Genomic DNA, 26,740 nt, shown 5'->3' on the forward strand with positions numbered 1-26,740 from the left:
ATGGACGGTTCGCTGTTCAGCCCGGTCGTGGAGCTGCGGAACGCTTTCGAAAGTCTGCCCGGCTTCCTGCGGACTCCCATCGAAATGGTGGTGTTCGGCGGAGAGCTCCCGCGCGCCGACATTTCCGAGATGCGCCGGATGGTCGCGGAGTTGCGCGCCTGCGGCCGCGAGCTGGAAGACCATTCGTCTGATATCAAAAGCCTTTTGGCACAGGAGGATTCGGTCGGAGAGCTGGCCGACAAGCTGCGCGAGGCACTGCGGTCGTACCGGAAGGGCGCGGCCCGGCTCGGCGATGACGTGAACACCCTGGCCGATCAGGCGCAGCAGGCAGCCAACGATGCGGAGAAGTGGCTGTGCGTGATGTTCGCGTTCGGAATCCACTTGGCATGGCGGATCTACGGATTGATGGCCGGCGCTGCCGCAGCGGGCCCGGCCGGACAGGTCGCGGCGGCGCCGGCCGTGGAGTCCGCGTTGATCGAGGGACGCACCGAGGTCGCCGCGATGCGCACGGGTCTGGAGCGGGCAATTGCGGCGGGCGGCGCGGAGACGGCTGCCCGGTTGAGCAGTATGGGGCCCTTGCAGCTCGTCACCATGATGGGCAAGGCAGCCGCGCTGCCCGTGGCTGTCGACGCGGGTGTGCAGGCGCTGCAGGTTGCCACCGGTGATCGCACCGCCGACATCATCGGGTCGGACGGTTCGAATCCGACCGGTATCGATCTGAAGTCGATCGAAGTCGCCGCCTTGGCCGGCGCGGGTGGAGCGGCGGGCGGCATGCTCGCCGGCAGGTTCGCGCCGATGGTGTTCCCCCGGATCGGGAGCAGTCGCTTGGCCATGGGCCTGGTGCACGGCACCGCCGGTGCGATATCGGGTTTGGGTGCGGCGTCACTCGTGGCCGGTTGGCCGCAACATTATGACCAGGTGCTGGCGCCGCTGCTCAACGGCGCTTTCGCCGGGGGCGTGCACGCCCGAGGCGGAGCCCATCCCGCAGCGGTCGACGGCGCCGGGACGTTCATGCCGCCCGATCCCATCTCGGCGGGGCATGAAAAAAGCACGCCGGCGGCTCGGCCACCGGTCGAGGTGGCGCCGGAATCGAAACGTGCGTGGGATGCCGCGAAGCAAGCCTGGGGGACCGGGCCGGATGCCGCGAAATCCGGAGGTGAGCGCGGCGCGGCGCCTGCCGAGGTCACCGCGAACCCGAAAACCGGGACAGCGGAGGCCCGGTCACCCGAGGTACCGGGCGCATCGGTCTCGGCCGACAGCGCCGCCGGGCGCCCGCCCGGGCCGCAGATCACTGCCCGTCCTGCTGCCTCCGACGCTGCCGCGGCACGGTCGGGCGCGCATTCCGAGACGGCCGCTCCGGGCGAGCGGCCACCGGTCGATAAACCGGTCGCCGCCGGGAAGGCGACCTCGCCCCGATCGGTCGAGGCGGTGGGCGAAACCTCGCCGCCACCGAAGCTCCGGGCGAGCGCCACGCCACGCCCAGTCGGCGAAGTTCACGAAAAGGCCGGCACCCCAACCGAGAACCGCGCACACGCGAAAGCCGGTCCGGGCCCGTCCGGAGAACACACCGCGGTCGCGGACGGTGCCGGCAACGAGACATCGGCACGGCCTCACCCCGTGGCCGAGGGCGAAGCGGGATCGCCGGGCGCTCATGCCGAACACGGATCGTCGGGTAGCGAAGCGCATGCGGCCCCGCAACGGGATGCGACCGCCGAGCAGTCCGGCCCGGAAAGTCCCCAGAGCTCGGGACGGACCGAGGCGGACGGCACGGAAATGCCTGCCACAAGCGGACATTCGTCATCGGTGCATGACGAGCAGAGTGTTCCGGCCACCGACCACGACAGTCTCGCCGACGCTGCCGGTCTGCCACGCAGCGACCGCGACCGGGCGGTCGATCTGCTGATCGACTTCCACCAGGCCTCCGCCGAGCATGTTCCGGAAGGTCAACGCCTGCACAACCTTCCGGACGAGGTGGTGATGGCCGGACTGTTCGACGGCGATCCGCACCATTCGATGCTGGCCACAATGGAGATCATCCGGCGCGGCACGGTCAGTGACGCGGTGCCGGGGGGGATGGTGCTGCGGGCCGAGCAGGCGGAAGCGGTGTACGCGCTGGCCGCGCGTCCGGTGGAGATGAAACCGGGCGAGGGCAAATCGCTGGTATTCATGGCGGCCGCAATGCAACGTGCGGTGCGCAACGAGTCGGTTCTCCTTGTGACCACCACCGATGGGCTGGCCAATCGAGAAGTCGTCAAGTACCAGAAGTTGTTGACCGACTTCGGGATCGACGTGTTCCGAGCCGATCAGCAGGGTGGCTTCGGACCGATCACGAAGGGCCGGCCGGCGATCGTGGTTGCCACCGGCGAGACGGTCGGACATTTGTGCAACGCTGGGCACGCACCACCACGACATGTGCTGATCGACGAAATCGACGGGATCATCGACCGCGGTGAGCGGCAGTTCCTCCGGTCGGAAGGTGCCGAGCAGGCCGCGCCGGAGACAACGGCCCGGCAGGTGTTCGACGCACACGATTTCCTCGCCGATGCGCTGGGGAACGGGACGCTGTCACATGAGGATTTCGGCCTCACGCGACTCGCCGAGGAAGTCGGGGTACAACCCGACGGCACACCGGAGGTCATGTTCTGGTACGACGGTCAGCCCGAGCTCACGCCCGAGGGGCGGGCAAAGGTCGAGGCGCTGCCCGGCGGTGGGAACTGGCTGAACGGAATGGGAGCTTCCCGGCTGGAGACCGCGGCCCATGCCGAATTCCTCGTCCGTGCGGGTGTCCACTACGAAATGGACACGGGCAAGATCGTCATCATCGACCAGGCCGAGCATGGCCTGCAACGCAATCCGAAAACTTCGAGCGAATCACGGTGGAGCGCGGAGCCCGGTAAGGCGAGTCTCGCACAGGCCATCGAAGCGAAGGAGATCCGCGCGGCCGAGGCCCGCGGGGTGAATGCCGAGGAGCATCGGATCGTCGTGCGCGCGGATGCGGATTCCGCCAAACGCATCGATTCGGTCGAAATCTACCGTGCCGGAGGCACGTTCTTCGATGAGGTAACCGGTGCGTCCGGCACTCTCGCCGACCTCAACCCGGTGCTGCAGAAGATCTACGGTCTGGAGCCGGCGCACGAGGTCGGGCGGTCGCAGTCGCACCGGCTGGTGGAGGGCGCCCCCGACGTGGTCGAGAGCACCCACGCCAAACTGCGTACGATCGCCGACTACGCGAACGAGATGCGGGCCGACGGTGAAGGCCGGTTTCAGCAAATCTTGTGTCACCGCAACGATCTCGTCGCCCGGCAGGTGGACGCACTGGTGCGCGCCGGGGTGCCGCGAGATGCTATCGAAGCGGTCGACGCCAAGCGGATCATCGGGTGGGGCGCGGACTGGGAAGCCCAGTTGCAGAAGGTTTTCGATAATGCCGGTGAGCAGGGCAAGATCCTGGTGATCAACCGGCAGGGCCAGCGCGGCGTCGATATCTCGGTATCTGATGCGGTGCGGGCCAAGGGCGGCATGCACGTGTGGATGACCGAGGCCCCGGAGCAGTCGTACATCCACGAGCAGGCCAAGAACCGCACCGCACGGAACGGTCAGCGCGGTAGCGCGCAAGTGGTGATGTCGCCCCAAGACGCTCTGATTCGCAATGCCATGCATCTGCGCGGTGTACGTGCGGCGGTGGTTCACTACGAACAGGCTGTGGCCTCCCATGCCGCCGATCCCACCCCCCAGACCCACGATGCGGTCGTCGCGGCGAGCCACGCAGTCCGGGAGCTGGCACCCGAATTGCAACAGCGTGCGCTGCGGCAGTCCACCGCGGCTTTCATCCGCCACCACGCCTTCTCGACCTACATGCCCACCCTCACCCTCGCCGAAGCCGAGACCGGGCAGTACCGCAGTGACACCGACTTCACCCGCCCGGATGAGCCGGCGGACCGCACGGCGCGCCTGGCCGGGTTGCTGGGGATCCCGGCTCCGGCCCTCGCGAACCAGATAGCCGCGCTCGAACGCAACGGCGCCATCGACCCGCTTCGCGAGCTGCTGGACCAGGCCGGCATCGCGCCCGCCGCGGCGGAGGCACTGCGTCAACATGTCGAGGCCACCGCGCCCGCGACGGCGCTGCAACGCGCGCTGTTCACCGATGAACAGGCGTTGAATCACCTGACGCCGTTGCGGAACCGGCTCGCCGCCGAACTCGGGATGCCGATCGCGGCTATCGACGGCGCCGAAGGTATGCGCACTCTCGATCCCGCGCTGACCGAGGCCAGGGACACCCTCGCGGCAGCGCTGGGATATCCCGCCGCCACCGTTACCCCCGCCATCGCGCGCGACATCCTGGGCGAAGCGGTCGGCGATCACTCGACCGCCACGAGCGCCGGGCAGTTCGCCGCCGGAGACGGTATCAATTCGGCTGCGGTAGTTTCCGGACCGGTGAGCCGGGACGCCCACAATCCGGACACCCAGAACGCGGAGTCCCAGAATCTGGCCGTCCAAGCGGCGAACGTCCGAGATGAAGACGTCCAGAACGCGGATACGCGGGATGTCGCTGACGGGGCGGCCGATGACATCATTGCCGCCGCGTCTCGGTATTTGGCCATTGCGGCCCTGCTCGACTCGGTCGTGCAGATCAATCGACTCACACCCAACAGTTGTGTCAACAATGCTGTGACCGGTATGCGAGTGTTGTGCCCCGACAACGCGGGTCGCTTCCAGATGCCCGCCGCCAGGTTGGGCGGCCACGGCCGCGACACCGTGCGCAAGATATTCGGCGCCGGGCTCGAGCAAGCCGGATCCCTGGACCAGGTAGCCGAATCGTTGAAGTCCCGGCCCGGTGGAATTACCGTTCTGGTCTACAAGTGGAAGGACACCCGAGCCGCCGGCACCAGCGTCGACGCTGACGACCATATGGTGCTGCTGGTCAACGACAGCACCTCGGTCGACGACCCGAACCTGGTCGTCGTCGACCTGGCCGCGTCGCGGGACGGTAACACCGAGAACGACTACGGCCCCAAGGACCTCCGAAACCGCCGCGCATTGCTGAACAAGGCTGTCGGATTCGATGAGTGGCGCCGCCGGCAACAGAAGTTCATCGATCGGCTGCCGGTGGAGCGGCGACTGTTCGAGACCATCGAGTTCGACCGCGACGGCAACCTCACCGCGGATCCTCGCCGAGGCGCCCCCACGGCCGAGAGCCTGCCGCCGTCGCAGCGCGTCGCCGTCCCCTCCGCCATGGTGGACGAGATCAATTCGGTGCCCGCCGGGCAACCCGGCCTGAGCACGCCGGCACCGGATCGACCGTTCGCCGCCGCGGACACAGACCGGGACGAACTCTCGCCGGTCGGCAGCAGACCCCACGAGGGCTCTGCCGACGATCACACGAACGCATCCGATCGTCCCCTTCCGTCAACGCTCCAGCTGATCCAGGACCGTGACCAGCTGAACCGCCTACGTTCGCGCCGTGACGAGCTGCGAGGACAGCTGCGCCGGCTCGGGGGTGCGGCCGTCGAGCCGTTCGGCAGAAGGCCAGTCGAACTGCTCTATCTGAGGCTGCGCGACGAGCTGCGTGCAGGTGTGGGGCCGATGGCGGACAACCAGCGCCTCGTCGAGCTGATCGAGCAGTACCAGGAGCTCGACACGCTGGTCGTATCCGCCGACGAAAGCCTCCTGGTCGCGGGCGTCCGGACCTACGACGCCGGCTCTGCAGAGGCGATGCCGTTCTACCGTCCCTGGCAGGGGACGGCCGAGGAATTCAACGCGCTCTCCGATGCGGACAAACATGCCGTAGCCAAGGCCGAACTGTCCGAGGGCACAGTGGATTTCGACAACCCCGCAGCGGGTGCAGAGTACGCCCGGACGCACATCGGGACCATCGCGGCCGAACATGCCGAGTCTATTCAGTGGGCAAAGCAGGACGCCAACGGCGCCTCGTTGTTCGGATATTCGGCGGTCAGCCGGTACGTGGCGACACCCTACGAGGAGAAGACGGTCGACGATCCGTCCCGGCCGCATGTCCGACACCTCGATACCGCCATCCTGAGCAACCGTACAACCGTCGACTCCTGGGTAGTCGCCGAGACCGTACTGGACCCGGCCGACAACCATGATCCTGCAGGCATGCGCGGCCAACTGTGCGACGCCCAGGGCTATCTGTGCGGCGAAATGGGCAGCACACCATCGGCCCGCTTGCGGGATTCCGATGTCGTCCATCTGCGGGTACCGGCCGGAACTCCCCTGCTCGGCACCGAATCGGTCACCGGCATACCGGAAGTCCTACTCATGCACGGAACTCGGTACGTCGTCACGCGATCATTCGCCGACGAGCATGGATTGGTTCATGTGTACGGGTTCGTCCTGGCCGACGAATGGGGACCGGTCCCGGGGTCGTCGCCATACGAGCACCCTCCCGTCGAGAACGACGTCGCGGAATTCGACGACGAACCGGGGTTGCGGTTCGACGGCCTTACCGCCGGCGACGAGGAGCAAGCCGACCGGGTGGAACGACAGATCGTCGAGTTGTTGGACGGCTGGTCGGATCCGGCTTACGTGCGGGAGATCGCCGCGGCCGTCGGCGCGTCGATTCGATGGGGACAGGGACCGATATCTCTCGGAGTCGAGCTCGGGGCCGAGCAGGTGCACGTAGATCTCGTCGATATCACGGGGAACAACAGCTATGTGCGGGTCGAGTGGCGGCTGGCACGGACGCCCGGTCCGGTGGAACGGGCCGCCGAGCCGCCGGTCGAAAGGTCCTCGGAAGAAATCGATCTCGACCGTCTGATGGAGATGTTCGGCGAATCCGAGCCCGAGGAGATACCGCCGTACCAGCGGGAGGTTCGCCGGATTCGCAATGCCGTCGAGGAACGGCTGCTGGAAGACGATGCGTACATCTCCGGCGACCTGGTCGACAGCATCATGCGAGCGGTGAGCGAACTGGTCACCAACGCGAAGAAGCACCTGCACAGCAATGCCTCGTCAGCAGGCCTGGCGCCGGAGGAAGTCCTCGATCTGGCGATTCGGGGTACCAGGGGCGACCGCCAAGTGCACCTCGCGGTCACCAATGACATCGCCCCGGGCATCGCCGCGAAACTGCCGAAGTGGACAGCCGACGAACAAGCTGTGGACCGGGAAGGCGGCCGCGGCACACAGCTCGTGGTCGCCGAGAGTACGGTCGCGGTCCGCCACATCACCTTCGCCGACAGCAAGAACACGATTGAGCATTCGGTGGAATACCACGCGGCACCTCCTACGGGTGATGTCGCGGTAACGCACAGCCGCAGCACAGCGCGCAAGCCCGCCACCTCCCGGTACGCCACGACGGGCCGTTTCCTGCGCCGCGCCACCCAGGAGCCGGCCGATGCCGTACCCGATCACGTCGTCGCCTGCGCCGGCGCGACCATCCGGGCCGCGTGGGCCGACGGATTGGACGATGCGCTCATTCCGCATCAGGACGCGGAGAGCTGGGACGAACTCGTCACCGGCCTCACCACCGGTCTCGCCGAAATCGTCGATGCCGAAGGGGCTCTTGCGGAGCGCCTGGATCACGAAATCGACAGTCTGCTCAACCCCGAAAACCCGCGGTACAGTTCGGTCTTCGTCGCCGAGCGCGACGGAATCGCTCACGCCTTCTATGTCACCCAGCTCGACGGCGTCCTCTTCGTCTACGACACCAACGTCCCTCGCATCGCAGACCCCGACCTGGGCGGCAAACCCATCGCCCGAATCCGCGACCGCGACACCTGGCAGCAATTCTTCCGACAGTCGTTCCCCCGGGTGGACCGAGCCTTCTTCGCCCACTTCGAAAAGACTGCAGGCCGTCTCACGCCTCTCCCGCACGAGACGGGCGCCGTACTCGCCGGCACGAATGCACCGGTCCGGGGACAGCCGAACGACCCGACATCGTCAACGCTGCGTCGCGCCCAGAGCGGTGATGGCACGGCGTTCCGAGAACTGCGTGAACGATACGGTGAGGAGACGTTCCGACGCGTGCTCGTCATGTTGGCCCCGGGCACAAGACCTTCGGTCGGCCCTGAATTCGACCGACTGCGGACCGTGGCTCAATACATCAATCGGACCGTCTTTCGAATTGCGGAGACTCGGCGCTGGCCGGTGGCTGCGGAGGAGGACACCGGAACGTGGATCCTCGGCGTAGCGCAACTCGCCGTGCGGGCATGGACCGGCCTGACCCCCACACAGCGTCGGATCATCACCGAAGCAATCACTTCACCGCGACAAGACAGCACGCCATCGCAGCGCGGGGCGTTCGGCGCGTTTGCCCAGTCCATCGAGGCGCTACTCCAGATCGACGTCGCGTCGGCAGGCGACGAACACATCGAATTGACCACTGAAGCCCCGGATCACGGCCTGACCGATCTCGAGCTCCAATTGATCCGGATGGTTGCCGCCGGGTTGTCGAATGACGACATCGCAAGTCGGCTGGACCGCTCGGCGAGCCGAGTCAAGTTCTACCTGAAGCAGATCGGTGACAAGCTGGGGGATCACGGCCGGATCGGAATCGTCTCGGCAGCAAGAGATCTGGGCCTGCTTTCGGAAAACGATATCGCGTTGCCGCTGGAGAAGCCGTCGAACCGAGCACTGACTTCGCGAGAAGTATCGGTCCTTGAATTGGTTGCCGACGGTATGTCGAACAAGGCCATCGCTGCGCAACTCGGCGTGTCACCGCTGACGGTGAAGGCCCATCTTGCCCGCATCGGCGGCAAACTCGGCATCAGCGATCGCGCCGGGATGGTGGCACGGGCCATCCACGCCAGCCTCCTCTCCTCGACCGATGACCACCCGAGCTTCGATCTGTCCGAAGCGGAACGCGAGGTGCTCGGGTTGGTCGCAGAAGGCCTGAGCAACAAGGAGATTGCAGTCCTACTCGTGGTATCCCCCGACCAGGTGAAGGGCCATCTGAACAGGATCGGCGCCAAGCTCGGCGTTCGCGATCGTGCAGGCCTGGTAGGTAAGGCAATGCGTGCCGGCATTCTCTCGCTCGCCCAAGCCCCCGCGAATGGCAACACCGGCCTGTATGCCGGCGTGGGTGCGTTGTCCGAAACCGAGGCCAAGATTCTTGGCCTGGTCAAGCAGGGTAAGACAAACAGACAAATCGCGGCGACGCACAACATCTCACCCACAACCGTCAGTGCGTACCTGATTCGCATCGGACTCAAACTGCACACCAGCGGACGAGCGGCTGCGGTCGTGGAGGCGGAGCGCCGAGGCATCGACCTGACGGGAGGGCTGCCCGGCGCCCAGCCAGGTTTATCTCTCGATCGGGAGGCGGACGGAGACGCCCAGGACCTTATCGGTCGAAGGCCGCATGAGGATGTGCCGCAGGCGTGGGCACGGTTGCGGCGTGATTCGGAGACGCTGCCCCAGGTGTACGCGCGGTTGCAGCGCGGTTCACCGGATGAACTCGCCGAGAGCGATCGTCTTCGTGCGCTGCTGCTGGACCCGCGACAAGCACCTGTGCCCGAACATATGCTCGCCCGGGAGATCGAGCTCCTGCGTGCGGGGTTGCCAGAAGGACTTCTCGAAACGGCGACTCCCGCCGAGCGTGCGGACATACATCGCGCGCTGCGGCTGGCAGCCGCGGGCCTGCACACCGCGTACACCCTGTACGGCGGCGACCCCGATATGGCGCAGGACGGTGAGCCTGCGGTCAACCGGATCGTCGGGGACCTGGAAAAGCCCGAGCACGGCACGCTGGCGGCTTACCACAACGGCGATGACATTCTGCACAGCCTAACGAGGCTCCGGCAGCATCTCGACAACCTGGTCGTCGCCGGCGTGCCGATAAACCTCCAGGACCGACTCGATGCGATGGTCGGCGAAGTCTACAGCGACATCGTTTATGGCAACGGACGTAAGAGCGACAACGAGAGCGGCTACGACGAACTCCGCTCGGCCGAACTCGTCAAAGCCCACGCCCGCCACGTCGGATATCCGCCACAGCGGATCGAACGTCTCGGCCGCATCGTGCTCGGCACAACCTTCGATGAACGTACCGGCAAACAAGTCGGCAGGTTGGACCCCGATCCTATTGTCCAAGCGGTTGCCGGCATCGATCTGAATACGCTGTCCGAGTACGACGCTCTCACCGACAGCAGCCGCCTGTCCTGCGAAGATAACATGTCGGCCCGATACCCCAAGGGTTTGACTCTGTCCAGAGCGATCAATTCGGAAATCGAACGCATCAACAACGTCATCGCCGGATTCGGTGCGGAAACCGGCGAGGGAATCCGAGATGAAGTTCTGCAATTGATTAGCCAGGGCCTCGGCCCCAGCGTCGCAGCGCGTCTCGATCGAAACCCGGGCTGGCATCCCAACCGGCCCGACACCAATCGCCTACGCCCCCAATCCATAATCGAAGTTCTCGAGTTTATCGACGCCAATCCCGAGGCCGTGAAAAGGGCATATGCCGAACGACTCCTCGGGAACGTGAACTTCATGGATCCCGAAAACGGATATCAATACCCTCCCACCTGGACCCTCGAAAACACGGCCCTCCGTGCCGAACACGCAGACTTCCTTCGGAAGACGGCCTCCCGTCTGCTCCACGAAGATCCACACCATCCCGAGTATCTGACTGCCGTCGAGTTCCACAACGAAACCAAGAAACATGCCATCCGCATGCATGCGAAGTACATGCCGCGGAAGGAAACACGGACAGCGTCCGACTCCCGAATCGCGGAGTCCTGGACCGATCGCCGGCCATCTGTGAACCCCGCCTCCAGCCTACTGGCCCGCATCGGCGACATCGGCGCCGATCCCGAAACCACCGCGCGCGCCGAACAGGACGTTCTCGACGAGTATCGAGAGCGGTGCTCTGAGCGGGAACAAGCCCTCGGACAAGAGTTCGCCGAAAACAAAGCCGCTGAACTTCGTCGGCGAGGCTGGTCCGCGAATAGCGCCGAAGCCGAAGCGAAGCGCCGGGTGAACGAATATTTGCGTAGCGAGTATGCCCAGGGGTTGATCGCTCACGACGCACTCGCCCGCACTGCCGACTGGCTGGACCGGGCGCTGGGGTCTATCGGCAGCACGCCGGGTCGGGCGGCGCTGGAAGCGACACCATGGTCACGGCCACCGGGACACGACGAGCTCGGCCCCCTCAGCGAGTCCGGTACCGGCGAGGACAGCGCGGGCCAATCGTCCGAGCAGGCTTCAGACCATGACGACGGGGGCTCCATCGGTAGTCGGCCCACCGAACGCGAACTTCGTTTCGCGGGTGTATCGCATGTGCAATACCGCGACATGATCGAACAACGCATCCCGCTGGGTTTCAGCCGCGCTCAGTGGGAAGAATGCGTCGACCACATGCGTAGGGCATTGAGGATCGACGGAATTACGGATGCCGATGTCCGCTTGTTCGGAACATCTTCGAAATTCTATTCGGCGACTCCTGGAAAGACTTTTCCCCAGACCGTCGACGAGATGGAACGGATGGCCGCCGAATTTGCGTCCGATCTCACCCCGGAAGCGCGAAGACGACACGTCGATAACGCCGTGCGAAGCTATCGAGACGCTGGATACGACAATGATGAACCCAAGCCGGAAAAGGCATTTTTCGACAGTCGATACAAGCTCGGACTGGATAAGTGGCCGAGCGACTACGACTTCCAGCTCTGTAGCGATATTCTTGCAAACCGTTTCGAAGACCTTGCCCGACGCGAGGGTGTCGACATATACACCAAAGGTGACTGGTACAGCCCGTACCTGCTCGGTCGCGTGGCGCCCCAACTGCAAGCGTGGGTCCAACACTGGGAACGAGTCCAGGGCAGGTGGGTCAGCGTCGCCACTTACCCCGGCCGTGAAGCGAATGCCCTTGTCGGCTCGGGAGACTGGATCGTCATACGCTCGGAATTCCCAGCGGCCGAGGTGCGTCTCGACACCGAAGCTCCGGCCGCCGGTGTCGCCGACGAGCGCAGTCCGCAATTGCCGGCGTTGTCGGATGCACCGGGTGAGGGCGGTTCGAATCCGGCGGGACCGATCGGCAGCAGGCCGCACGACCCGGAGACAACCGGAGCAGACGGCGTCGTTGCGGCAGAAGGCGAGACGCCGCTGACAGAGGGTGATGCCGTTCTTGCCGACGAGAGCGTGCCCGAAGGTTTCCGTACTGCTCTGATGACGAAGCTGTGGGGTCCGGGATCGTCCATCGAATCCGCCGGTGCCGTGGCGTCCGATCCTGCGGCGAAAGATTTCTCACGGCTAGAGCGCGGCATGCTGGCGGTCCTCGACTACGTCGCCGGGGCGGCGTCCGGCTTCGTCGCCTCTGCGGTGAGCGAGGGGGTGGAAGCGTCGGTGATCGAGGCTGTTCGCGGCTTGGATCCCGCCGATCTCGAAGCGATGCTTGTCGATCTCGGTGCTGCGCGTGCGGCCATCGATGCGGTGGTGGCGCGGTGTACTCAGATCCAGCTCCAGGGTGCGATCCCGAGCGCTGCACCGGCCGCACCGCCCGACGCCGGTGACTATTTGGTGCGGGTCAGCGCCCCGGACGGTTCGGATAGCTGGCGGACCAGGCGGCTGGTGCGCAGGATCATGGAGAACTGGGCGGGCGCCGGTGAGGTGGGGTGGCCCGACGCCGATCAGGTCGACTCTGCCGAGCTGCTGGTGTCGGAGTTGGCGGGCAATATTCCGCGTCATGCCGGAACTCGCGGGTTCGTTATTGCGACGGTGACCGAAGGGCCTGGCGGTCCGGTCATCCGTGTCGGGGTTCGTGACTACAGTCTCGCGCTTCCGGATTGGCGCAACGCCGACGGTAATGCCGAGTCGGGACGGGGCGGCCCCCTGCTGAGCATGCTCGCCTCCGATCATGGTGTCGTCGAGCACGCCGACGGCAAGACCGTGTGGTTCGAGCTCCGCGGTGAGCGCCTCAGCGGTGAGTCCGATCGAGGCAGCTCTGAAGACAACGATCTGGAACTTCTGAGCGAACTGTTCCCCGACCTCGACGACGACTCGCCGGACCCACCTTCCGGGCCGGAGGGCTTGATCGGGAGCGCACCACACAGCCCGCGCGAGACCGGGTTCCCGGCGCTTCTCATCGAGGGCCTGGACGCCGGTGTGGTGCGCCGGGAACCGCTGCCGGGAGCACGGGGGGTCACGGTCGAACGAGTCACCTTCGGTAACGGGTACCAAAGCTGCCAGGAGACCTACGACGATGCCGACGATGCGGCGAAACAATGGCTGGTATCGCTGATCGGCGGTGCCATGGGCGCACCAGTCGCCGCCACCCACCCCGCACCCGACGACAATAGGGTGCTGTATCGGGAAATCATGCCCGGCCTGGAGGCGAATACCCTTCTGACAGAGGCCGTGTCCCGCGCATACGACCTGGGATTGATCGACGAGGATCCGCCGAGCGAGGGACTCGCGGTGCTCGATCCGCGAGATCGTCGGTATCTGAATTCGGCTTCCAGTGAGCTGCTCGGTCTGCTGGATGCGGTCACCGGGACCCGGCGCAGCACATGGCATTGGAATATCGGCCCGGACGGCAAGGTAACAGGCGGGCGGACAGCAATCGACTCCGAGGACGCCGCGCCGAGCCCGTTCGCCACGAAGTTCATCCGATATACCGATGGCCGCCCGGTGTGGCAGGACCACCGCTTCCCCCGCTCCGACATCACCGACATCCGGGAACGGGTGGCCTACGTCGAGGATCGGTTGATGGACGTCCCGAGGGCGCAGAGGGACATGCTGTTCGACATGCACCTGCAGGTGATGACCGAGCTGGCCCAGGCCGAGCGTCATGCGGTACACACGCCGGAAGAGACCGCGCATGTCGGCGGATTGAGCGCTGAGGCGCAGGCCAAGGCACGGTTGGTCGAGGAGTTCAATCTCCACCATCCGTACTTCGTCATCACCGGTTTCGACCATCCGGATGTTCCGGTCGACGCGGTCCAGGAGATCCTCGAGACGCTGGACGACCTGCTCGCCCGATACCGGTACGCCCCGGACCTGGTTGCACACATGACCAATATCCGCGAACTTCGCATCGATTTCCTGGCGAACCCGGGCGTCAACGCCGAGACCTCCTACCCGGGCCGCAGCAGCGCCCGGACCGAGTGGATGAAGCTGAACCTGTTCCGGGTGGCCGATCGAGCTCAGGCGCTCGACGACGATGTGTATTACCGCACGATCGGATTTCACCCGGCTAGCGGACGGCCCTACCGCGACGATGTCATCCACGAATTCGGCCACGCGATCGACCACGCCACGGACAATCGACTCAGCCGGGAGGTCGAGACCGTGCTGCGGCGCGCATGGGAGGCGCTGCGAACCGCCGGCCTGATCGTCGAACCGTACGAAGAGTGGCTGAAGCGCCTTCCGGAGGCGGCATTCACAGACGAAACGAAAAGCACGCTCAGGCCGGTGGAGGCGATCGCGGTCGGGTTCGTCGATGTGGAGATCAACGGTCCCGTCGTCGGCAGCCCGCAATGGGTGATCCATCAGTTCGTTACCACCCTGCGGCCGCCTGAGATCTCGCCGGACCTGGTGGTGAATCTTCCTTCCGGCCGAGCGGAATCGGGAACGGCCGCAAAGGATCAGCCCGGGGCCGACGGCCGCATCGGCAGCAGACCACATGATCCGGAAGGGACGGCCGGTTCGGGCATTTCGCGATCGGCCGCGAACGACCCGCCGACAGCCGCGGTTCCGGGCGCCCGTATCCGAGCTCGCTTCGCGGAACTTCAGGCGGCCGAGCAAGTGAATACTCCCGCGACCGAGCGGTTGCGGCAACTGATCGCATTCGCGAATGCGGTCGAGGAGATGTCGGATGCCGCCGCCGCGGTCACACGCACTCGCGCCGCGGCCGACGTCGAAGCCCAGCGGCAATCGGCCCTCGGCACCGTCAGCTCGATCGCGGCCACGGTGGAGGCCGCGGCCCGCGACGCCGCACGACACGATGATGCCGTCCGGATGCTCGCCGGTCTCGGCGCCGCGGTCGTCCCCCAGGTACACCTGATGTACGCCGCGTTGTTCGAGCACATGCGTGACGCGGCTCAGCATGTGGACGAAGCCGACGAAAGCGAATTCGAAAGCGCGGTCCGGCAGTACGAATCGCTGGTGCAACTGACCGACTGGCTCGACTCGCTGATCACCGTGTTGGAGCACACTTCACCGAAAGACCGTGCCCAGCAATATGAATCGCTGATCGCCCGCATCCCCCACGACGCAGACCCACGCGCCCTGGACCCGTCACCTCTGCAATCCTGGCTCGTGCGGGAGGCGATTCGAAGTGCCGACAGATCGGCCGAGCTGGAACCACGGGCCGCAGCCGCCGAACAACGGCATCGAGCCGCCGTGGCTGCAGTCGGTGATCTCGACCGACTGCTGGTCTTCACCGATCCACCCGCACCGGCCGACGTGGAAGAAGCCACCGCCACAACGGATGCGCACGGGTCCACAGTCACCGACACCGCAGAGTCGACGCTCGCCGAACAGTTCGCCGAGGACCCCCCACACATCCGATTGCTGGCCCACACCATGCTCGACCGGCAGCCGGTGAACGCCGCCCAGTTGGTCGAAGACGCACAGATCGTGCTGTTCGGCGAAACCCATACCAACCCGGCGGGACCGGCATTCCTCGAACAACAGGCGGCCGCCCTGCGCGCCGCCGGCGTCACCCACTACGGCATCGAAGCGCCCCCGCATCCGGCATTCGACGCCCTGAATGCGGGAGAGCAGGTCGACCTGACCGGGATCCTGTGCGGTCCGGGCTTCGAAGACTACGCCGAGACCGTCAAGGCCATGGCCGCCGCCGGGATCACCATCGTTCCGTTCGATGTGGAGAAACCCTCCTCGCCCAGCGGGTCGCCCCTGCGTGACGTACGCGAATCGCATATGGCGCGGGTCGTCACCGAAGCCATGCGGCTGCCGGGCGCGAAAATGGCGATCCTGGTCGGCCTGACCCACCTCACGCGACAACAGCGGATGTGGTCGAATGTCACTGGCGCATACGGTATTTCACTGACGGAACGACTGACCGAGGCCGGGTTCGCCACCAGGACCGTGGCGATATGGGGCGGCGAACCGGGTCAGCAGGAGGTCGTCGACGAGGTCGCGCGCCGCCTCGGCCTCGAGGACGAGACCTTCGTCACCGATCTGGAGGAGGTTTACCGCGCGGGCAGCGGATTCGGCTCGTGGGAATCCGATGTGCTGCTTCACCTCGGCACCCCGGAATCCTATTCGGAACAAGTCGACCCCGGTCGGCAGCCACAGCTGCGGAAACTCGGGTACCGGGAACCGCACGATCCGTCCTCGCCCGCCGACCGCACCGCTCCGGTCGCCACGAACCAGCTGCAACTGACCACGTCCGCCGATCAGGACCGAACCGGCAAGCAACACGCTATCGACACCGCTGGCGCGGATATCCGCCATTTCGTCGCCGATTGGGCCAACCCGGACCAAGCGCGTTCCGCCGCGATTCTCGGCTCGGACCTGGCGTCGATTTATACGCACCTGCGGCGCGGCGGAAAGATCTCGGCGACTAAGTCGGGCCCCCGGGGGGCTCGGACACTTCGCTTCGAAGTGTCCGACGTCGGCGCCGTGACACCGAGCCCGGTCACCGCGTATGCCGAAAGCAGGACCACGTGGCTGCTCCACCACCTGGCCCACCGGTTCGGCCTGGATAGCCGCCCGGACGGCACCACCACGACATGGTTCGAATTCGACGAGGCGGGACCGGCTTTCAGCGAGTTCGCACTGGCCGCGGTGCACGGAACCGAGTTGCCCGACCCCAATGCGGCCCCCGCGCCCCAGAGCACCGACGGTCTGGTCGAGGGACCCGCCGATGCGATCGAAGTGAATCTGCGCCAGGAGGACCTGGGTTCCCTTGCGGCGGATCGATCCGCGGAATCCGAGCAGCTGCCGCGGCCGGTACTCGACTGCGTTCCGTGGATCTCACGCATGACGCACGCGCTGGGCGCCGACGAGGCCGACGCCCGCGCGGACCCCGAACGCCGACGATTGGCGGATCTGCAACGTAATCTCGCAGCTGGTCTCACCAATGTCGACCTCACCACCGGATCGGTCGACCCCAGGCGACTGGCCATCGACAAACTCACCGCAGACCCCACCCTCGACACCGTCGTCGTTGTCGTCGGACGAGGTGAAAAGGCGCATGCGTACTTGGCGACGAGGATCGGTGGCGACATCTTCCTCGGCGACACACTGATCGAAGGCGACCACCCGCGCATCCGGCCGGCCGTGACGTCCCGGGGTGCGATCGCATGGGAACCGACATATCAGGAGGTCGACTACGCCTACGTCGCCGAATTCGAGAACGTCGGCGGCAGGCTCGTCGCCCGCACCACCCCGGACGATTCGGAGGTGCGCCCCGAGCACGCCGACCGAGAAGTAACCGGGCCGCCCGGTCGCAACCGCCGACCGCGGCTGCCCGACAGGTTTCTCGGGCTGCGGTTGCGCAGGCCCGAAGCACCGGCCCGCCCGGGTGAATCGGAGCCGAATCCCGCACCCGAGAACAAGCGGAGACGAGATCTGCTGCGCGGGAACTCGCTCTACCGGATGCTGACGATCAACTCCTTCGCCACCGATTTCGGTGATGAGGTCATGGCGCAGGCCTTGCCGCTATTGATGATGGCCTACGACCCCGGCTGGGCACCCGTTATCGGGCCCGCCAGCCAATTGCCCCGCATCATCGGATCGCCCTTCATCGGATACTGGGCCGACACCGCTCATCCTGCGCGCTTGCAGGGCTTCAGCCAGTCGCTCGGTCTTGTGGCCGCGGGAACGGCGACCGCCTGGATCGCCAGTGGCGCACAGCATCTGGGCCCCGTACTCGCGACAACCTCGGCGCTGGAAGCCTTGGCAGCGGCGATCTACGGCGCTTCGGCCAGTCGTGCGATGAACCAAATCATCACTTCTGAAGAGAAGGTGGCCCACGCTCAACTGTCGACGCTGCTGGCGCGGGCACCGCGGGTACTGGGTCACTCCGTCGCCCCCGCACTGGTTGAGTTCGGGCGGGCCATTCCCACTGCCCTCAACAGCGCGACCTATGCCTGGAATCTTGCGACCCTGTCGAAGTTGCGCGCAGCAGATATCCGGACCGCACCTGCGCCGCCGGACGCCGCTACCCGGTGGCAACGTATACGCAAAGGCAACGCCATGGCCGCTCGGGCCGTGGTTGCCGACCCGGTGCTGCGCGGCGATGTAGCCACGTCCGGCTACGGCAATCTCTTTCTCGGCATCCAGTCGATGTTCGTGTCCGCAACCATCGTGGAATCGGGTCTCAACGGCTGGCTGGCCGGAGCGATGGTGGTGTCGGCATCGGTGGGAAGTATGGCCGGCTCCTCCATCTCCGGACGCATGTTGCTGAAGCGAGTGGAACGGAAAGCCCCGATCAACTACCGCGGGTGGCTCATCGGCCGGGTCGGAGCCGTAACGGGAGCCGCTGTCGCCCAGGCTGTTTCCAACGACCCCGCCGTCCTGGGCGCGACCCTCGCAGCATCGTGGGGGATGCTCGGCGCCGCTCGGACCCCCCTGAATCACTACAGAATCGCCAAAGCTCCCCAGGATCTGCTCAGCCGGATCAATTCGGTCGACGACATGACCTCCCGGGCGGCGGCTGCCGCCGGTATGGCGGGCGGCGGAGCAATGATCCTCGCGATGGGGGCTCAGCAGACGGCATGGGCCACCGCGGCCGGCTTCCTCGGAATGGGAGCGGCGGCGCTGGGCCATCGAGTCCTGCTGCGCCTGCGCCGCAGATCCGACGCGCCGGAACAGACGGCTCATCCCGGCGACGACCGTCCCACCACCGCAGCCACACCGCACCCTTCGGAGTCAACAGCCGATACGGATGACGCACTGACCACGTTGAGGCAAACGCTCTCGGCGCCAGCCGATTTCGCGGTTCGACTCAGTCTCGACGCTGCCCTCACCGCCATCGGCCGACACGTCGCCGCCACCACCGACGACGCACTCGCCGTGGTGAATCCACGTGCCCTCACCGAGTGGATCACGGCCTCGCTGGTTCTGGACCGGTTCATCGCCACGGAAACCGGACGTGCTGCCGGTACGAACGACATACGGCGCCTGCACCGAGTAACCGCCGAACGCAACGAAGCGCTGGCTCGGCAGCTGGATCGGCTCTTCGATGTCACCCCGATCGCGGCGCCCGCCGCGCCGAATATCGGCGACCGCTTCGACGGACTTCGCCGACTGGCCGAGGCACACGGATCCGAACAGGCCAGGGCGCTGTTGGATACGATCGAACGCTTTCTCGCCGAGGCCGACGGCGCCGACGCGCCCGATCCGGATGCACAAGTCGATGCAGAAATACGACGCGCAGCCCGGACAGCCCCCGTGCGAGCCGGGTCCATCACCGACCCCCGCTGCGCAGTCGCCGAACTCACCTTCATCCACGACCACTTCGACAACACACCCGTCGAGGTTCCCGACGCGGACACCATCGCGATCATCGAGAACTTCGGCATCCATCCCCGCGAACTGGCCCAATACGCCCACGGGCAATACACCGACCTCACACCCGGCGATGAGACCACCAGCAACACCCCCCTCGAAACGCTCACCTCCAACATCGAAAACCCCAGACACCCAACAGCACTCGCGCTCGTCACCGTCGAGTACCCGGGCGCGAGCGGCGACCGCATCGATGGCCACGTCCTCACCCTCGGCGCCGACGACACCGGCCAACTCTGGCTACACGAACTTCGCCGCAACCCCGACAACACCCTCGCCCTCGACGCCGAGGGCAACACCATCGAAGACACTCTCCACGGTCAGCAGGCCCACGACCGCCTGGCAGAGCTGCACCGAGTAGGTGCGAAGTTCTTCGCCATCACCTATCGCGAAGACGGCGAGCCCGAAAACCCCCTCGGCCCCGACGACAACTGGGCAAACGCCGACTGGGAAACGGCACCTGGGCCACGAACCCGCATCGGTCAGGACCGCGGCGATGACAGCATTCGACGTCGCATAACCACCGAAATCGACAAGCAGGTCAACCTCGGGAAGCTGACGCTCACGGCCGACGAGAAGCATCGGCTCATCACCGAGATCACCGAACACACCCAGGCCGTGTTCGAACGGGTGCTCACCGACCAGCAGCGGGAGAACGAGCACCTGGTCGCGGCGATCAGCAGCGGGAGTATTAACGAATATCTTCGGTTTGCCCGCCTTCGGCAGGGCATACGGTCCGCTCTACCCGGCGCGACACGATCCGGACCGCGTGGGCTGGAAGTGGTGACGCTCGACATGACCGAGCTGGGGCAGCGGCTCGACCGACTCGCGCAAACCGAACCCGATCAGCGGCGCTGCCTGGTACTCCGACATCTGCGAGGGATGTCGATGAAAGCGACCGCGCAGGCCATGGGGATCGGAGTGGATGCCGCCCGTGCGCTGGAATCCCGTGCAGCGCTCGCGATTGCCGGTGTGCCGGCAGAAGGAGCATCAGTCGTTCCCGACGAGGAACCCGGACACGAACCGGCGAGGCCGCGGAGCCGCACCGCCGACCCACTGGCCTTGTTGAAGGTCACCGCGGCGTTCCAGCATGCCCGCAGCCGCGCGGAAGCCGGCGACAACACCGCACTCGCCACCCTGACCGCCATCGTCGACCGGATGGACAATCCTCATCACCTTCAGTTCCTGAAATTTCGTTTCCTGCAGGGCAAGACAATTTCCGAGATCGCCACAGCGCTGGACGAGCCGCGCAGCGTCGGGGCGACCAAACAGCTGCAGTTCCGCGCGGTGCGCGCGCTGGCCCAGCTCCTCGAGATCACAGAAGGCAACGCGGAAGAGAGCGGCCCTCTCCGGAATGCGGCTCTGGTCGCCCCGGCTGAAGTGCGCGCGGCGCTCGGCGCGCTCGCCAGGCACTTCCGCTTCGGCAGGAACGGTCAGGTCAAATTCCTGGGCGGCAGCATGGTGCAGGCGGAACTCGAGACTTTCGTCCGACACTTCCTCACCCTGCAGCCACAATTGAGAGAGCTGGGCGCAGAAGCGTGGTTCACCGCAACCCTCGTGCGGATTCGACAGAGGCTCGCGAAAGCGCCGCTGGCGCGGTACGTCAACTCCTACGACGTGCCCCGAGTGACAGAGTTCGAGCAACTGCCCGGACCGCCCGTGGGCATTCGTGGCGTCGTCGAAGCCGATGGCACCCTGCGACTCACCGTCCGAACCTCGGTACACACACCCTCCGGCAGCCGAATGTTCGACGACATGTGGGCGGCGATCGGTCACGATGTGCGACGGATCGCGGGCCAGTGGGCGCCGAAGGAAGCCCTGCGAGACAACCTGGACACCTTCAACCGTCTACTGGGACAAGGCCTTTCGCCACGGGACGCCGCATTCGGCACATGGACCGGGAGGATGGCGCGCCGCCTCGGCTTCACCGAGGTCACCGTCGAAGTCGACCACGACGATGGGTCGGTCCGGGCGCTTTTCACCCAACCCGCAACTCCCCTCACGAACGCCCCTCAGCACGTCACCCCCTATCAACTGCCGTATGAGCATCTGTACGCCCTCCAGTGGTTGCTGGCCCAGCACCTGGGGATCGATGCCGTTTCGGTGAACCATGAACTGGTTCGGGCAGCACGGGCCCGGATCCACGGCGCGACCCAGACCGGCGCGACAAGCGAATTCCTCGAGCTCGCCGACCGATTTCTGGCGCTGAGCCCCGACGAACTCCGTAGACAGCCCAGCCGCCTGGCAGTGGCTCGGTTGGCCGGGGTACCGCGTTCAACCGTGGCAAGGGTCCTCGACCAGCGTTCACCGCACCACAGCGAAGCCACGCAACGCGTACTCGCCGCCGCACAATGGCTGGGTTTCCCGTTGCCGGATTCCCTTGCCGCCGCGATCGACCCGCGATTCGCCCGCGAGCGGTTCCATCCGCCGCGCTTCCTCCACGATGGTGGGTTCACCGCGGGCTATTTCGCTGAACAGCTGTCGGACGAGCAGATCGAGTTGCTCCGCTGGCTTGCCGAAGGGAAGCGGAATGCGGAGATCGAACATGCGCGGAGTGTCAGCCGCGACCAGGTTTCCACGCAGGTGACCAACCTGGCCGAGGCACTCGGAGTCCGGGTCGAGCGCTATCTCATGGTGGTCGAGGGCATCAGGCGAGGGCTGATTTCATCGCCGGACAACCGGATAACCGATCTCGCTCGACACCTGACCCCGAGACAGATATCGACGTTACGGTTCCGGTCGCTGGGCATGACGCGGGATGAAGTAGCGAGCGAGTTGGGAGTCACTCGCAAGACCATCGACACCACGATCTCGCAGGTTCTCAGCGCCCTCGGTGTTGAGAACGAAGCCGAAACCATGGCGATGGTCATCCAGGCCCTCGACGATCTTCACTCCGAAGACGAGTCCGGCAATCGGCCGGCGCCGGAAGGCCGGCGTTTACTCAGCGGCGAACATGATGCAGCGGCCGTGCGAGCGCTCGATCGGACACCTACCGCCGGTCCTCCCGACCCGAGCGTGGCGCTGGATCTGCCGACGGGCCGGAAAGCGGAAGCGGCCGAACATGATCCGCACGCGGCACGCGCAGACCAACTGGACGATCCGAGCGTGAGCTTCGCCGATGATCCGCGCGTGGACCGCGGCGCGCAGGCAAACGGAGGGCAGTCGCCGACCAGGCGGGCCTCCACGCCTACCCACGCTCCTCTGGATCCGCTCGACGCCGCTCAGGTCGTACGCATGATCCTCGACAGCCCATCGGTGCCGGTGCAATGGCGGCGGGCCGCGGAGTTACCGGATGATGTCCTGCTCGCGTCGGCCGTCGACACGGATGTCGACCTCGATGAGATCCGTCGGAGGTGGGAAGCACTCGAGCGTGACTATCCGGAATCGGGGTGGCGCGACGGCGGAGGGCTGGTGTTCCGTGGCGACACGCGTCCCCACACTGTCCCGTGGGCGGACGGGTTCGTTCCGTTGTCGCAGCGCGACGGCAAGGTTGTCTACACGACGGTGCGCGTGAATCGAGCGGGCGATTACGGCGAATCGGTGGTGCTGGACGAGGGGACCTCACAGTGGAGCGTCGCCCATCTGATCTACGTCATCGATGCGCCCGGTGGGTTCGGAGTGGTGGACGAAAACGGCGACGTCGTCTCCGTGCACTGGCCGGGGGGCTTGCGCAGCGACCGCATCGTAGGGTGCTTCGAGATTCCCGCCGAAGTCTGGCAGCGCGATTTCGCGGCCCTTGCCGACCAATTGCCGCAGTACTGGCGGCCGAACCCCGAGTACCGGCCGTCGACAGCCCATCCAGACGGCCCACTGCGAGCAGGCATCCCGGGAGGTGCCTCCGAAGACCGCCCACAGGATTCCAGGACCGATCGACCCGCTGAACCGAATACCGAAGCTGACGACCGATCTCGCAATCCCGTCGACCCGAAGGCGATCGACCTCGGCGGCGAGGACGAGTCCGGCGAGGTTACCTCCGGACAGGAGCAGCCGACGCTGACCGCGCGACAACGCCGGATACTCGCGCTGCTCACACGAGGACTACAGGCCGAGGAGATCGCTGCCGAACTCCGGATCCCGGTCGGCTTCGTGGAAACCGATCTCCAGCGCGCGGCGAGCGCGCTGCATACCGCAGACTCGATGTCGACAGTGCTGGCGGCGGATCGCGCCGGTCTGCTCGACGACACTGTGGTCGGTTCTCTGGAGCCGCCGGCCCCGGTCGTGCTGTCGGGCGCCGACTCGGAGGCGGACGTCCTCCTGCTCCTGGTCGAGGGGATGTCTCGCCAGGCCATCGCTGACGAGTTGGCGATGGACCGCTATCACGTACAGGGATTCATCAACCGGCTCTATCGCAAATTCGGCGTCGACAACCCGGTTCGGCTGGCGCTGGCGGCACAACGACGGGGCATGTTCGACAAGGACGGCGCGATCGACAGCGAGTCGATCGCGCCGCCGGACGCGACACTCCCGGAATTCACCGGTTCCGCACCGGCGGCAATGCTGACTGTCGACCCTCGGGCCGGGGACCGGACGCCATCGGCTCCGGAGGCGAATTACGAACTCTTGCCGATGAATCCGGATGCACCGTATGTCCCCGGAATGGCCGAAGTCCTCGACTGGGTGGAAGTGCAGTTCAACCATGAAGGATTGGTTTGTGATCCGTCTGGAGTCGGATATACGACCGGCCCGCAAGGCGACAATTTCTGGTTCACGCCGCACAGCAGGCGAACCACGCCGTATCCGCACCAGCATTTCATGCTGTACAGCACGTTCGACGAACCCGGACACTGGGCCTATTCGGCCGGCCACTGGGTAGTCCACGGCGGGCATGTGAAATCGATCATCTTCGGCAGCGATCTGGCCAGGACACACCTGCGCGCAAGGCACCTCGCCCAGACTCTCCACGATTTCGCGCGGCACATCAACCTCGACGATCCGGAGCTCGATGTCGACGACGGGATGCAGGGCGAACTCTGGCGCAGGCACCGGCCGCCCGGCACACCGAGTTTCGACCAGTTGGTGGACAGCCACGGCGCCCCGATCACGACGGCCGGCCCCAACGCCGAGTCGATGTTCCGTGGTGCCACCAAGGACTTCTGGGTGCAAGTCGACGACATCGTTGTCACCGATGCGGGTGTAGCGATCACGATGTCGGTGGGCCGGGTGCTCGGCGGGGAAGGGCGCTGCACCCTCCTCCTCGAACACCGCAACGGTGTGCGTACCGCGGTATACACGCAGCGTGATCTGGGTGCGGATGCCGAATCGGTCGCCGCCGCCATGGAGACCTTCCACGCCCGCGTGGTTCAGCCGTGGCTCGATGAATCAGGTGTTCCTGATCCGGCATCGACGGCCCCTGATTCGTCGAAAACCGTCGGTAGCCCCGGGGATACCTCGGATGTCGACGTCGAAATCCGCTCCGCACTCGCATCCGCTCACGGCGACGCCACGATTCGAGGACGCTGTGGCCTCTCCGAACTCGCCTTCGCGCGAGAACGTTTCGCCGACACGCCGGTCCGAACACCCGACGAGGACGCCGCCATGGTCCTCGAATACACCGCCTTCGACCCGCGCGAATTCGCGCAGTACGCCCACGGGCAATGGACCGCCGGCACCCTCGAGCACTTCGAGAACCGCATAAAGACCTCCGACGACGGGGCGGGACTGTCCTTCATCGCGATCGAATACCCCCATGCAGATCGCGATGCCGCCGACGACGGTATCCACGGACATGTCTTCAGCCTGACCACAACACCCGAGGGCGAGCTCTGGCTCCACGAACTCGCCCACGGACCCGACGGCGAACGGACAGACCCCGACCACGTCGGCCACAATGCACAAGAACGCCTCGACACACTGAAGACGATCGAAGGCGCCAGGTTCTACGCCATCACCTACGACATCCATGGCCGGCCGGAGCTCCCGCTCAGCCCCGAAAACCAGTGGACCAACGCCGATTGGGCACAAGCGGACAGCCCCCGAACCCGCCTCGGCCACAACCGCCCCGACAACGAACCTGCCGATCCGGCGCATGACCGTGGATTGCCCGCCGCCATTCCGGATCCGGATCGTTCGACACCAGCGCGCCGCGACGAAAACCAGCCCCCGAGCTGGAACCCGGACGAAAGCCCGTCGACCACGGTCTCCCGTGAAGAATGGGCCATCGGCCAGTGCGATATCGAGGCCCTCCTGCCTGGACACTGGCCCCTCGCGGCACGTAAGCCGCTCGCACTGCGGTTGATTTCCGGATTGCTGGACGACGCATTCGACACCGGTGGCGCCACGCGGGCCACGATCGCGCTGTCGTCGGAATTCGCCTCGCTGGTCTGCACGGTCACCGCCGCGGACGCCGCAGGGCGGCTGCCGGGTGTGCCTGCGCCACAGGATCCTTGGGTCGTGGAGGTGAACCGGGCGGCGGTGTCGTGGAGCTTCACATTGCATCAGAATCCACCCAGCCGGGAAGTCCGTTTCAAGCTGTGGGATGCCGAGGAGGTGCCGCGGCCGAAGCCCGATATGTGGGTTGTCCCCCAGACCGAGGGTTTCGAAGAGAACGAACCGGCAGACCTGGCGACCGGCGTACGCATCAGGCGAGGCCAAACCGGGCTGATCGCGGCGACCCGCGCTGCCATCGTCCAGCTTGCGGGCGCAGGACCGAGCCAGACGCTGCTACCGGAATTGGCCTTCTCGGGGCTGCTCGACGCAATATTCCGGACCACCGAGGCGGACGCACGAGTACGCGCAGAGATATCGGACGAGGGCACCCTTCGGGTCGAACTCACCGACCGCAGCCGCCGCCTCCTGCCGCTCGACGCCACGCGGTTTCCGACCCACGGGCTAGCCGCGATCTACGGAACCGCCGATCGCTGGGGCGTGGCGCTGGACCAGCGCGGCAAGACGGTTTGGTTCGAATACACCATCGATCCGGCAGCCGCTACGCCCGAGTCCGATGCGCGCGCCGCTTCCCTGGTGCAGGTTCTGAACGAATCTCACGACTGGCCGGTGGAACTGCTGCGCGGCTCCACGGTCGAGGAAGTTACGGGGTGGACGAACCATACGTGGCATGTCGAAATGGCCGGCTTCACAGACCCGGACTCGGCTTGGTACGTGTCGCGCGCCCTGCACGACATGCTCATCGAGCACCCCGCGATCGGTATCCGGAATGGGGCCGCCATCACCGTCGGCAAGGTGGCCGGCGGAAATGGCGTCGCTGTCGTGGCACGTGGCGACAAACATGGGCGTGTTCTGATCGAATCCATCACAGTGGACCGGCGGCTGCTCGCCGCCGCGGCCGCGACCACGCCCGAACTCCTGTACG

General features: G+C 65.9%; 1 protein-coding gene (cut by a window edge). It reads left to right on the top strand.

The annotated features are described in order from the left end of the window. Positions 1–26,740, top strand: partial view of a LuxR C-terminal-related transcriptional regulator gene (locus NE2_RS03460; RefSeq protein WP_063023760.1) — the 5' portion only. The gene runs 13,457 nt beyond the window's last position; only the first 26,740 of its 40,197 coding nucleotides appear in the window; it begins with the start codon at positions 1–3; its stop codon lies off the right edge, out of view.

The sequence above is a fragment of the Nocardia elegans NBRC 108235 genome (assembly GCF_001612845.1).
Taxonomy (GTDB): Bacteria; Actinomycetota; Actinomycetes; order Mycobacteriales; family Mycobacteriaceae; genus Nocardia; species Nocardia nova.